Source organism: Cellulomonas olei, from assembly GCF_039548315.1.
Classification (GTDB): domain Bacteria; phylum Actinomycetota; class Actinomycetes; order Actinomycetales; family Cellulomonadaceae; genus Cellulomonas.
Genome location: NZ_JBCLVN010000022.1, coordinates 68,980 through 80,933 on the forward strand (window position 1 = coordinate 68,980; position 11,954 = coordinate 80,933).

Sequence of the window (11,954 nt, forward strand, 5' to 3'; positions counted from 1 at the left end):
GCGGCGCGATGGGGTCAGGGCACGACGGTGACCGGCCAGCGCGCGTTCCGGACGAGCCGCACCGCCAGCGAACCGGCGACGCGGTGGCCGATGCTCGCGGACGACCCGACCACGACGCTGTCGGCGCGCACCTCGTGCGCCACGGCCGACAGCACCTGGTACGGGTCCCCGGCGCGGACGACGAGCTCGGCGGGGATGCCCTCGGCGGCGCCGAGCGCGACGATGCCCTCGACCTGACGCTGCACGTCGTCCTGGTGCAGCACGGCCGCCGCGATGCCGGTGCCCGTGCTGTCCATGAGCGACGCCAGGCCCCCGGCTGGCTCCCGCGCGTAGACCAGGACGAGCCGGCTGCGCTGGCGCCGCGCCACCCCGGCCGCGTAGGCCACCGCACGCAGGGACGGGTCCGACCCGTCCACCCCGACCACCACGGCCGACGGTCCGTCGCGGCCGATCTCGAACCCACCCGGCACCGTGCCACCGTCCTCCCGCGCGTCCCGGCCGAGGCTATCGCCGGTGCGTGGCGCCGGGGACGCCGTCCGCGCCGCGGGACGCGCCGGTCCACGCCGCGGTGTGTGGCCGGGCCGGGCGCGGTCCGGCAGGGTGGGCCGGGGGAGGAGGACCCGTGGCGGACGAGACGGAGGCGGACCCGGGGCTGGTGCGCGCGGCAGCGGACCTGTACGGCGTGCCGCCCGCGCGGTTCACAGCGGAGCGGACCGCTGCCGTACGGGCGGCCCGGGCTGCCGGCGACCGCGAGCTGGCGCGCGCCGTGGCGGGGCTCCGCAAGCCGTCCACCGCGGCCGCGGCGGTGAACCTGCTGCTGCGGCACCACCCGGAGGACCTCGCACGGCTGCTGGATCTCGGGGTGCGGTTGCGCGAGGCCCAGTCCGCGCTCGCCGGTGCCGACCTGCGCGCGCTGCACGCCCAGCAGCAGCAGGCTCTGGCCTCTGTCGTCCCCGTGGCGCTGTCCCTCGCCGCCGACGGCTCCGCTCGGGGCGGTGCGGCCGCCCGCGGGCAGGTCGAGGCCACGCTGCGTGCGGCGATGGGCGACCCGGACGCCGCGGCTGCGGTCGCGACGGGGCTGCTGGTGCGCGACCTCTTCTCCTCCGGGTTCGAGCCCGTGGACGTCACGGGCGCGACCGCCGTCCCCGGAGCACCCGCGCTGGAGGGTGCGCCGCAGCGGCGCACGCCGTTGCGGGAGGTGGGCGACCCGGTGGCGCCCGACGAGCGGCCGGCGCGGCCCGCGTCCCGCCGACGCGGGCGGCTGATCACGGCGGAGGAGCCCGAGCGGCCCGGCGGCGGGCCTGCCCGGGTGGTCCGCGAGGACGGCGCCGGGGCGACGGGGCGGGGGACGCCGACCGCTCGGGGGACGGCGGGGGGCCGGCAGGCGGAGCGGGCCCGGGAGGCGGAGCAGGCCCGCGGGGCGGAGCAGGCCCGGGAGGCGGAGCAGGCGCGCGAGGAGGAGCAGGCGCGCGAGGCTGCGCGCGCGCAGGAGGCCGCTCGGCGCCGGGACGCGGCGCGCCGTGCCGCCGACGCGGACGTCGCGCTCGCCCGCGAGGCCGCTGCCGCCGACCGGGCGGCGCGCGACGAGGCCGACGCGCGGGTCGAGGCGGCGGATCGACGTGCCGCCGAGCTCGCGGACGAGGTCGAGTCGACCCGGGCGGAGATCGCGCGGCTGCGGGAGGTGCTCGCCGAGGTCGAGGGCTCCGCGAGGGAGGCCGGCCTGGAGCTGCGACGGGCGAGGTCCGCACGCACGTCCGCCCACCGGGCCGCCGAGCGGTCCGAGGCGCGGGTGCGGTCGGCGGAGCGTGCCCGCGGCGACGTGTGAGCGCGGCGACGCCGGACCGGGCCGCTCGCGCGCGTCACGGCGGCCGCGGACCGGCGGGCGTTGACACCCCTGCGGGGCGTTCCTAGCGTGAGGAGGACGGCTCGCCGCGCGAGCCGCCGCGGGGCCGGGATCCCGGTCGCCGCGTCCGTGCGGGACGCTCCGCCCCGCGCACTCCCGGGAGCCGCGATGGCCGCGAGGTCCGGTCGGGCGCCCCGCCACCGGCGGGAGGGACGGGCGAGCCTCGGACCGGCGGCGAGGGCGCTGCGCGGCACGGCGCGCGGCGTGACGGTGGTGGGCCTGGCCGTGGCCGCCGCTGCGGGCGGTGCGGGCGGCAGCGGTGGCGGCGGTGGCGGGGCGGGCTCGGAGCGGGCCGTCGCGGCCGAGCGCGGCGTCACCGGCCCCGGGGGACCGCAGCGCACCGCGGGGTCGACGTCCCCGGTCCCGTCGTCGTCCCCGGTCCCGTCGTCCGGCGGCGCCGCCGACGCGGAGGGACTCCGGCTCGGCGCCCAGGCCCGGGCCCAGGCGCAGCGGGTGGCGACCGAGTCGCTGCTGCTGGCCCGCGGGGCGCTGCAGGCCGCCGACGGCGTCGACGCGCTGCGGATCGCCCCGGCACCCCGCCCGGGCCTCGCCGACCTCGACGACGCGGTGACCACGCTGCGCGACGCGTCCGCGCGGCTGGGCGGCGCGGTCGCCGTGGCGCACCCGGTGCCGGTGGGACGGTCGGCCGGTCCGTCCGCGCAGGTGTCCGGCCCGTCCGGCCCGTCCGGCCCGGACGGCGCGCCCGGCCCGGACGGCGACCCCGCCCCGACGGCGGGCACGCCCGGGGAGCGCGTCGCGGTGGCGGCGGACGTCCGCGCGGCGGCGGCCGACGTCTTCCGGCTGTCGTTCGCGGTCGAGCGGGCCGGCCCCGCGCCCGGGCCGGTCGCGGTCACCGACGGGCTCACCGCCCTGGAGGCGGCCGCGGCGGACGCCGGCCGGCGCGCGGAGGCCTTCGCGCGGGCGGCGGCCCCGGGTGCCGGCTCGCCGTCAGCGGCGTCGGGGCCGCTGCGCGCCGACGGGACGCTGGACCCGGCGCTGCTGTGCCCGGTGCCGTTCGCGGAGGGCGCCCGCCTGCGCTGCGACGCGGTCGACGCGCTCGTGGCGCTCGACGCGGAGTTCCGCGCGGAGCACGGCTCCTCGCTCCCGGTGGGGGACACCTACCGGACCTACGCGGCGCAGGTGTCCGTGCGGCAGGCCAAGGGGTCGCTCGCCGCGCCGCCCGGGCGCTCGCACCACGGCTGGGGCGTCGCGGTCGACTTCCGGGGCTTCGGAGGTGTCGGCCGGTTCGACTCGCCGCTCTACCGGTGGATGGCCGAGCACGGGCCGGAGCACGGCTGGGTCCACCCCGAGGCGATGGGTCCGGGCGGGTCCGGCCCCCAGGAGCCGTGGCACTGGGAGTTCGTGGGCACCGGGGCGGGGTGAGCGCCGCCGCCCGTCCGCCCGTCCGCTCGTTCGTTCGTTCGTTCGTCAGGACGGTGCGCAGGTCACCGCGGCCGGCGTCCGGCGCGGGACTGCCGCAGCTCGCGCCCCCGCCGGACGTCCTCCTCGGCCTTCGCGCGGCGCTTGTCGCTGGCCCGCGTGTCGCGCGGCGGGAGCTGGATCGTGCGTTCCGCCGCGATGCCGCCCTGCAGCTCGCGTCCCCGCTCCACCTCCGCGTCCAGCTCCGCGCCGAACAGCAGCGCGAGGTTCGTCAGCCAGAGCCACAGCAGCAGGATGATGACCCCCGCCAGCGAGCCGTAGGTGCTGTCGTACGACCCGAAGCTCGCCACGTAGAACCCGAACGCCGCCGAGGCGAGCAGCCAGACGACCACGGCGACCCCCGCGCCGGGGCTGATCCAGCGGAACCTCGGCTGCTGCACGTTCGGCGTCGCGTAGTAGAGGATCGCGACCGCCAGCACCACCAGGACGAGCGCGACCGGCCACTTCGCGATGTTCCACACGGTGACGGTGGCGTCGCTGACCCCGATCGCGTCCCCGACGGACCGCGCGACGTCCCCGGACACCACCAGCGCCAGGACGACGGCGACCGCGAACAGCACGAGCACGAGCGTCACCAGCAGCAGGACCGGGCGCAGCTTCCAGATCGGGCGGCCCTCGTCGATCTCGTACACCCGGTTCATGCCCCGGCTGAAGGCCGCGACGTACCCGGACGCGGACCACAGCGCGAGCACGAGCGACAGCACGAACGCCAGGCCGGCGCCGGGGCTCGCGGCGATGCCGGACAGGATCGGGTCGAGCGTGTCGGCCGCGCCCTCCGGCCCGGACTCGCGGACGGTGCGCAGCACCTCCTCGACCAGCTGCTCGCCGTCGCCGACCAGGCCGAGCACCGAGACCAGGGCGAGCAGCGCCGGGGCCAGCGCGAGCACCGCGTAGTACGTGAGGGCCGCCGCGAGGTCGGTGCACTGGTCGTGCTGGAACTCCCGGACGGTCGTGCGCAGCACGTAGCGCCAGGACCGCCGCGTGAGGTCGTCGGGGGAGTCCGGCTTGCGCGGGTCGTCCGGGTCGGGCGTGGTGGTCCGCTCGCTGCTGGCGTCGTCCTGCGACACGGGTCCTCCTGCGGGTGCGCCGGGTGGACGGGGCGCTCGTCCCGCACCCCACGCCAGCGTCGCCCCGGGCGCGGGCTCCCGCCACCGCAGCCCCGGACCGCGCCGTCAGCCCTCCTGGACGCGGAGCCCGTCGATCGGGTTCAGCCGGTAGCCGACGCCGCGCACGGTCGTGATCAGCCCGTCCAGCCCCGACTTCGCGCGGACCCGTCGCACGTGGACGTCCACCGTGCGGGTGCCCTCGGCGAGGTCGCGGGTGCGCCACGCCGCCCCGTACAGCTCGGAGCGGCTGACGACCCGGCCGGCGGACCGGGCCAGGTACGTGACGAGGTCGAACTCCTGACGGGTGAGGTCCACGGCGCGGCCGTCGACCAGCAGCCTGCGCCCGGGCACGTCGACCACGACCGCCGGTCCGACGGGGAGGGCGGCGAGCAGGGCCTCGAACCGGCGCAGGTCCTCGGACACGGCTGGGCGGGCGGGCTCGGGGACGGCCGGCCGGCGCAGGGCGCGGGGGTCGTGCGGTGCGCGGGACGGGGCGGCCGCGGGACGCGGCGCCGTCCGGGGCGCCGTGACGGGCAGGGGACGGGCGGACGGGAGGGCGGGGCTCAGGACGGACACGACGGTGCTCCTCGGGCGGGCCGCCGGCGGTGACGCGCGGCGGGCGGGACGGCGGTCCCGCGGGGTGGCTGACGGCTGGGGAGGCGGTCAGGCCCGACAGAGCGCACGCGCGCACCCGCGCCGCAGCGGGCGGCAGGCGAGGTGCGCGGTCGACATGGCGGCGAGTCTCGCACGGTGCCGGCCGCCCCGTCACCGCCCGCGGCCGGTGCGTCTCACGGGCCGGACGCGCGTGTCGTAGCCGTGTCCCCGTGCCGCCGTGCGGGCGGGCACGCCGGGCGCGGTCGGCGAGGACGGAACCGGCCGGTGCGGCACGCAGGGCCCGGGATGCCCCGCAGGGAGGGAGGAGGCCGGTCAGCCGCCCGGGGGCTCCGTGACGTCCTGCGTCGGGGTGCCGGCCGGGGCCTCGTCCTCGTCGGCCTCCGGGTCGGGGTCCGGGACGACGACCGGCCAACGCTCCCGGTCGTGGACGGTCGCGCTCGCGTCGGTCCCGATCTCGACGAGCTGCCAGTCGAGGATGCGGCGCGCGTCGGGGTCCCAGCGCAGCAGCGTCATCTCGGCCGTGCCCTTGAGGGGGCCGATGCGGGGCTCGTTCTCCTGCGCGCCGGCGGTGGACGACGAGATGTAGCGGATGCCCTCGCCGACCTGCTCCGGGTCCGTGCGGGTGTGCATGTGGCCGGACACCAGGGCGGGCACGCAGCCGTCGGCGAGCATCGCGGGCGCCGAGCGCGGGTTGTGGAACAGCACGAGGTCGACTCCGGCGCCGTCGTCGCACGCGACCTGGGACAGGCGGGCGCCGACCTCCGCGTACGACTCGTCCTGGGTCTGCTCGACGATCAGCCGGGTCGCCTTCGGGTCGTGGTCGCCGAGGATCCGCAGGCCGCGGGCCTCGATCACGGCGCCGTCGAGCACGGTGGCGCCCGCGCGCGCGTACTGCGCGGTGGTCTCGGCCGAGTCGTGGTTGCCGGGGGCGGTGATGAGGTCGACGCCGTCGGGGATCGCGCGCGCGAACGTGCTGACGCAGTACTGCTCGACGGACGTGCCGTTCATCGTGGTGTCGCCGGCGTCGAGCACGATCTGCGCCCCGGACAGCTCCGCCATCGACGTGATGAGCGGGGCCATGCCGACGTTGCAGTGCAGGTCCGACACGACGAGCAGCGTGACCGGCTCGGTGTCGGCGTCCTGCGACGGGGACGGCGTCGGCGACGACGGGGAGGCCGACGCCGCGGGGGAGCGGGAGGCGTCCGGCGAGCCGGAGGGGCGCGCGCTCGGGCCCGCGCTCGGTGACGGTCGGGCCGCGGCGGCGGCGTCGCGGTCCTCCCAGTCCGCCCACGCGGCGACGAGGGCGTCGTCGGCCTCCTGGTAGAACTCGTCGTTCTCGCGCAGCGCCCGCACGACCAGCCCGCCGTAGGTGTCGACGATGCCCCCGAGCCGCCCGGTGATGCGCGCGCCCTCGAGCGGTGTGCCGTCGAACACGGCGGACGCGGCCTGCGCGTCCTCCTCGGCGCGCGACCGGTCCTCGTCGCTCGACGTCAGCAGGGCCCCGACGAGCACGACGGCCGTGGCGCCGCCGACGATCTGCCGCCGGTGCGGTGCGATCCGTGCCCCGAGCTCGTGCCGGCGGGCGGCCCCCAGCAGCGCCCGGCCGCCGAACCACACGGCGAGCAGGACGGCGAGCGCGACGAGCGAGCGCCGGCCGGCGTTCGCCGCCAGGGCGCGCGCCGCGTCCTCGACGGTGGCCTGCGGGCCGGTGAAGAACTGCAGGTAGGCGTTCAGGTCGCCGGTCAGCGCCTGGAGCGTGTCGACACCCTGCAGCGCGTCCACGTCGGCCGGGATCTCCTCGACCACCACCCGGGTGCCGAGCCCCAGCGGCAGCGGCGAGTCGATCCGCAGGGTGCCGAGCGGCCCGAGGTCGATCGTGATGGTCGAGTCCGTGGTGACCTCGTACCGGGCCTCGTGCGGGCCGAGGCTGAGGTCTGCGCTCGCCGTCGTCACGCCGAACCCGAGCGCGACGAGCACCGCGGCGACCGCCAGCAGGACCCGGGGCAGCCAGCGGCGGACGCGGCCGCCCGGGGCTGTGCGGGGAGCCGGGGCGGGCGCGGCGGCGGGCCGCGGGCCGCGGGGGCGGTCGGCGGGATCGGGGGCGGGGACGCGCGGGTCGGACATCGGTTCGAGCCTAGACGCGCAGGTCCGGGGCGTCGCGGCGGTGCCCGTCGGGCGGGCGTCGCCGCTGCGTTCCGCCGGCGGAATAATCCGTGGCCCCCGTGCGCTCTACCCTGCGAGACTCGGGCTCCCGGTCCGCGCGGTGGTGGCAGCATCCCACCGCGGGAGGGACCGGCCCGGACGCGGAGCACGCTTCCCTCACGAGGGTTGGACGGACGCGGGACGGGTGGCTCGTCACCGACGGTCCTCAACGAGGCCGGGACGGTTCAGGTCGCGCGGGAGAAGGACAAGCGGGCGCGACGGACGGTGGCGTACGGATGCTGCCACCTGGCGCCGGCGGCCCCGGAGCGGCGCACCCCCAGGGTGCCGCCGCCCGGGGCCGCCGTGGTGCCGGACCCCGGCACCGGCCGGGGCGAGCGGCGGGTCAGACGTACGGCGCGACGAGCCGGCGGAGCTGCGCGGCGTAGCCGCCGCCGAAGAGCACCGCGTGCATGCCCACCGGGTACACCTGGTGCAGCGCGACCCGGTGCTGCCAGCCGCGGCGCAGCGGGTGGACCTCCTGGTACGCGTCGAGCAGCTCGTCGAGGTGCGGGCAGCCGAACAGGGCCAGCATGGCGAGGTCCGTCTCGCGGTGGCCCCCGTGCGCGGCCGGGTCGATGAGCGTCGCGCCCACGGGCGTCCACAGCACGTTGCCCGACCACAGGTCGCCGTGCAGCCGCGCAGGGGGCTCGTCGTCGTCGAGGTCCCCGCCCCGCAGCACCTCCGCCAGCCGAGCGAGCGCCTCCAGGTCCGCGGGCGGGAGCGCGCGCCGCCGCGCGGCGAGCTCCGCCATCGGCTCGATCCGGCGGTCCGCCAGGAACGCGCCCCACCGGTCGTGGTCGCCCGCCGGCATCGGCAGGGGCTGGTCGAGCGGGCCGAAGAACCCGTCGCGGTCCCAGCCCGGCGGCGGGGAGCCGAACCGCGGCGCGCCGGCGTCGTGGGTCACCGCGAGCCGCGCGCCGAGCTCACGGGCCGCGCGGCGGCTGGGCGCGACCTCGGGCAGGCGCTCCAGGTCGAGGTGGTCGGCCCCCACGCCGAGCACGGTGACGACGGGCGCGCCACCGCGCACGGCCAGCCAGCGCAGCCCCGCCGCCTCGCACGCGAAGAACCCCGCCGGCGCCCCGGCGCGCTGCTTGCGGTACGTCTCCATGCGGCCGGCCCTCGTTCACCTCTAGCGTGTCGCCCGTGTCCCGCGAGTCTGGCCCGTCCGGCGCCGCCGCCGCATCCGCTGCTGGTGTGACGCGCCCGGCCGGCGACGGCCTCCCGGCACCGGAGCTGCCGGCGGCACTGCTCGGCGGAGCGGGCCGGAGCCCGGGCGGCGCGCAGTGGCTCGCCCGGCTGCCGCGCCTCGTCGACCGCGCGGTGCGCCGCTGGGACCTGACGCTGGGGGACCCGTTCCCGTCGGGCTCCGTGTCGTGGTGCGCGCCGGCGACCGGGCCGGACGGCGCCGACCTGGTGCTCAAGGTGTCGTTCCCGCACGACGAGGCGCGCCACGAGGCGACCGTGCTGCGCGCGTGGCAGCGGGCGGCGGCCGGGGGGCCGGGCGCGCACGCCGCCGGCGGCGCGGTGCGGCTCGTCGCGCACCACGAGCCCGACTGGGCGCTGCTGCTGGAGCGCGTCCGGCCGGGGACGCCGATGCGGGCGGTCCGCACGCCGGTGGCCGCGCGGCTCGCGGCGGGCGCGGACGTGCTGCGGGTGCTGCACGCGGCACCCGTGCCGGCGGGGCTGCCGGCGCTGCGTGACGTCGCCGCCCGGTGGGCCGACCTCGCGGAGCACCGGGCGACCGAGGCCGCCGGGGCCGGCGTCCGCGTGGACACGGGCCTGCTGCGGGCGGGCGCGGAGGAGCTGCGCCGCCCGGAACCGCCGCGGGTGGTCGCCCTGCACGGCGACCTCAACCCCGGCAACCTGCTGCGCGGGCCGGACGGCTGGGTGGCGCTGGACCCGAAGGCGCTGCGCGGCGACCCGGCCTTCGACCCGGCGCCGCTCATCGAGCAGGTGGGGGACCCGTGGCGCTCGTCGGACCCGGCGGCCGCGCTCACGGACCGCACGCGGCTGGTCGCCGACCGGGCGGGCCTCGACGCGGCCGCCGTCGCGGGGTGGGCGCTCGCCCGCGGCACCGACCACGTCTGGTGGGACTGGGCTCACGGCGCGTCCGCCCGCCGCGTGCGCGCGCTGCAGGACAGGGCCCGCGTCCGGGCGGCCGTGCGGGACGCGCTCACCGGCTGAGCGACGCCGACGGCGCCCGCGTCAGGCGCCGACTGCGCCGCGCAGGTGCTCGAACACCAGCGACGTCTCCGTGGACGCGACGTCCGGCCGGTCGCTGAGCCGCTCGACCACGAACCGCCGCAGCTCGTCGGAGTCCCGGACCGCGACGTGGAGCAGGAAGTCGTCGGCGCCGGCGAGGAAGTAGACGTCGAGCACCTCCGGCCGCGCGGCGACCGACCGGGCGAACGGCTCCAGCGCGGCCCGCGACCCGGCGGCCATCCGCACCGCGACCATCGCGCGCAGCCCTCGCCCGAGCGCCTCCGGGGCGACGTCCGCGTGGAACCCCCGGATCACCCCGGCCTGCCGCAGGGCGCGCACCCGGGCCAGGCACGTGGAGGGGGCGATCCCGGCCGCCGCGGCGAGCGCGTTGTTCGGCATCCGCCCGTCCTGCTGCAGCAGGCGGATGAGCCGGCGGTCGACGGCGTCGAGGCGAAGATCGTTCGGTCGTGTGACCGACGTCGCACCAGCGGTTGCAGGATGTTCGGCCATGGGAGCAGCGTAACGAAGCGACACACGCCGTTACGCGGCCGATACACCACGAAGTTCAGTCTGGTGCCCGCGCAGGTCCGACCGGCCCTGCGGCAGCCGCACGAGCCCCAGGAGGCGTCGTCATGAGGGTCGGTATCCCCGCCGAGATCAAGAACCACGAGTACCGCGTCGCCATCACCCCCGCCGGGGTGCACCAGCTCGTCGCCCGCGGGCACGAGGTGCTGGTGCAGGCCGGCGCCGGCTCCGGCTCGGCGATCGCCGACGCCGACTACGTCGCCGTCGGGGCCCGCATCGTCCCGACCGCCGCCGAGCTGTGGGCGTCCTCGGAGCTCGTCTGCAAGGTCAAGGAGCCGATCGCCTCGGAGTACGGCTACCTGCGTCCGGACCTGGTGCTGTTCACCTACCTGCACCTCGCCGCGGACCGCCCCCAGACCGACGCCCTGCTCGCCTCGGGTGTCACGTCCATCGCCTACGAGACGGTCCAGCTGCCCGACGGGTCGCTGCCGCTGCTGGCCCCCATGAGCGAGGTCGCCGGGCGGCTCGCCCCGCAGGTCGGCGCGTACCACCTGATGCGCAGCGGCGGCGGGTCCGGCCGGCTGCTCGGCGGGGTGCCGGGCGTCGCGCCGGCCAAGGTCGTGGTGATCGGCGGCGGCGTGGCCGGCCAGCACGCCGCGGAGGTCGCGCTCGGCATGCGCGCCGACGTCACGGTGCTGGACCTGTCGGTGCCGCGGCTGCGCGAGCTCGACGTGGCCTTCGGCGGGCGGGTGCGCACGCTCGCGTCGTCGGCCCTCGCGGTCCAGGAGGCGGTCGCCGACGCGGACCTCGTGGTCGGCGCCGTCCTCGTCCCGGGGGCGCGGGCGCCGAAGCTCGTCACGGACGAGATGGTCGCCGGCATGCGGCCGGGGTCCGTGCTGGTCGACGTCGCCGTGGACCAGGGCGGGTGCTTCGCCTCGACGCGGCCCACCACGCACGACGAGCCCACGTTCCGGGTCCACGACGCCGTCTTCTACTGCGTCGCGAACATGCCCGGTGCGGTGCCCGTGACGTCGACGCGCGCCCTCACCAACGCCACGCTGCCGTACCTGACGGCGCTGGCCGACCTCGGGTGGCGGGACGCCCTGGCGGCGGACCCGGCGCTGGCCGGGGGCCTGTCGACGCACGCCGGCGAGCTCTACCACGCCGGCGTCGGCGCGGCGCACGGGCTGCCGGTGCGGGGGCAGGCGCTCGTCGTCTGACGCCCCGCGGCCCGCGCGGCGCCCAGGGGGTCGCCGCGCGGGCTCCCGCGTGGCCGCCGCGCGGGCCGGCCGTCGCGACCCCGAAACCCGGTGCGCGCCCGGCGTCGTCGCTGGCAGAGTGGCCGGATGGACCCGTTCGAGCTGACCGACGGCGTGGTGCTGCTGCGCACCCCCGGCCCGGAGGACGTCGACCGCATCGCCGAGATCTGCCAGGACCCCGACGTCCAGGAGTGGACGACCGTCCCGAGCCCGTACCGGCGCGAGGACGCCGAGGGCTTCGTCGGGGGGTACGTGCACGACGGCTGGGCGAAGGGCACCGCCTGCACCTGGGCGGTGCGGGACGCCGCCGACGGCACGCTGGTCGGCATGGTGGGGCTCGTCATGGAGGGCGCGGGCTCCGCCGAGATCGGGTACTGGCTCGCGCCCGACCGGCGCGGGCAGGGCCTCATGTCCCGCTCGGTCGACCTCGTGGTGGGGGCGGCGTTCGGCCGGCTCGGCCTCGTGCGCCTGTCGTGGCGGGCGTTCGTCGGCAACGGGCCGTCGCGGCGCGTCGCCGAGCGGGCCGGCTTCCGCGTCGAGGGAGAGCTGCGCGGCGGCGGGGTCCAGCGGGGGGTGCGCCGCGACGAGTGGGTCGGCACCCTGCTGCGGGACGACCCGCGCCCGGCGGGAGCCCGCGCGGCCTGACGCCCGACACGCGCGGCCTGACGCCCGACACGCCCGGCCTGACGCCCGACACGCCCG

Annotated in this window: 11 protein-coding genes; 5 read left to right on the forward strand and 6 right to left on the reverse strand. The window is 78.5% G+C overall.

Features of this window, described 5'->3' with window-relative positions:
- Positions 1 to 14 precede the first annotated feature (14 nt).
- Positions 15 to 470, reverse strand: a complete 456-nt coding sequence (locus tag AAHH18_RS08730) for a universal stress protein (protein ID WP_283320519.1) — start codon at positions 468 to 470, stop codon at positions 15 to 17.
- A gap of 152 nt (positions 471 to 622) precedes the next feature.
- Between AAHH18_RS08730 and AAHH18_RS08735 the strand changes: the two genes are divergently transcribed.
- On the forward strand, positions 623 to 1,825 hold the full coding sequence (locus AAHH18_RS08735; RefSeq protein ID WP_343301343.1) for a hypothetical protein: 1,203 nt from the start codon (positions 623 to 625) through the stop codon (positions 1,823 to 1,825).
- A gap of 282 nt (positions 1,826 to 2,107) precedes the next feature.
- Positions 2,108 to 3,286, forward strand: a complete 1,179-nt coding sequence (locus tag AAHH18_RS08740; RefSeq protein ID WP_343301344.1) for a M15 family metallopeptidase — start codon at positions 2,108 to 2,110, stop codon at positions 3,284 to 3,286.
- Between the two features lie 62 nt (positions 3,287 to 3,348).
- On the opposite strand, the gene AAHH18_RS08745 is transcribed toward AAHH18_RS08740, so the two are convergent.
- The 4 genes from AAHH18_RS08745 to AAHH18_RS08760 form a co-directional block, all read right to left on the reverse strand.
- Positions 3,349 to 4,410: a YihY/virulence factor BrkB family protein gene (locus AAHH18_RS08745; protein ID WP_343301345.1), complete on the reverse strand. Its 1,062-nt coding sequence runs from the start codon at positions 4,408 to 4,410 to the stop codon at positions 3,349 to 3,351.
- A gap of 105 nt (positions 4,411 to 4,515) precedes the next feature.
- The gene (locus tag AAHH18_RS08750) at positions 4,516 to 5,025 is read right to left on the reverse strand and encodes a winged helix-turn-helix domain-containing protein (protein ID WP_343301346.1); all 510 of its coding nucleotides are present in this window, start codon (positions 5,023 to 5,025) and stop codon (positions 4,516 to 4,518) included.
- Positions 5,026 to 5,376: 351 nt separating this feature from the next.
- Positions 5,377 to 7,188: a metallophosphoesterase family protein gene (locus AAHH18_RS08755; protein WP_343301347.1), complete on the reverse strand. Its 1,812-nt coding sequence runs from the start codon at positions 7,186 to 7,188 to the stop codon at positions 5,377 to 5,379.
- A 421-nt stretch (positions 7,189 to 7,609) separates the two neighbouring features.
- On the reverse strand, positions 7,610 to 8,374 hold the full coding sequence (locus AAHH18_RS08760; RefSeq protein WP_343301348.1) for a fructosamine kinase family protein: 765 nt from the start codon (positions 8,372 to 8,374) through the stop codon (positions 7,610 to 7,612).
- Between the two features lie 86 nt (positions 8,375 to 8,460).
- Between AAHH18_RS08760 and AAHH18_RS08765 the strand changes: the two genes are divergently transcribed.
- Complete coding sequence (locus AAHH18_RS08765; protein WP_343301349.1) at positions 8,461 to 9,450, forward strand: aminoglycoside phosphotransferase family protein; 990 nt, start codon at positions 8,461 to 8,463, stop codon at positions 9,448 to 9,450.
- Between the two features lie 21 nt (positions 9,451 to 9,471).
- Here AAHH18_RS08765 and AAHH18_RS08770 read toward each other — a convergent pair whose 3' ends face one another.
- Entirely contained in the window at positions 9,472 to 9,978 is a 507-nt protein-coding gene (locus AAHH18_RS08770; RefSeq protein ID WP_283320510.1) for an Lrp/AsnC family transcriptional regulator, read from the reverse strand.
- Between the two features lie 122 nt (positions 9,979 to 10,100).
- Between AAHH18_RS08770 and ald the strand changes: the two genes are divergently transcribed.
- Together ald and AAHH18_RS08780 are read left to right on the forward strand one after the other, a co-directional pair.
- A complete protein-coding gene (ald, locus tag AAHH18_RS08775; protein ID WP_283320509.1) occupies positions 10,101 to 11,213 on the forward strand; it encodes an alanine dehydrogenase in 1,113 nt (370 codons plus the stop codon).
- Positions 11,214 to 11,339: 126 nt separating this feature from the next.
- Positions 11,340 to 11,897, forward strand: coding sequence for a GNAT family N-acetyltransferase (locus AAHH18_RS08780; protein ID WP_343301350.1), 558 nt, complete (start codon positions 11,340 to 11,342; stop codon positions 11,895 to 11,897).
- Positions 11,898 to 11,954: the final 57 nt, after the last annotated feature.

Coding starts and splice junctions, on each gene's coding strand:
- ald (WP_283320509.1), top strand. CDS start 10,101: ATGAGGGTCGGTATCCCCGCCGAGATCAAGAACCACGAGTACCGCGTC.
- AAHH18_RS08770 (WP_283320510.1), bottom strand. CDS start 9,978: ATGGCCGAACATCCTGCAACCGCTGGTGCGACGTCGGTCACACGACCG.
- AAHH18_RS08755 (WP_343301347.1), bottom strand. CDS start 7,188: ATGTCCGACCCGCGCGTCCCCGCCCCCGATCCCGCCGACCGCCCCCGC.
- AAHH18_RS08760 (WP_343301348.1), bottom strand. CDS start 8,374: ATGGAGACGTACCGCAAGCAGCGCGCCGGGGCGCCGGCGGGGTTCTTC.
- AAHH18_RS08780 (WP_343301350.1), top strand. CDS start 11,340: ATGGACCCGTTCGAGCTGACCGACGGCGTGGTGCTGCTGCGCACCCCC.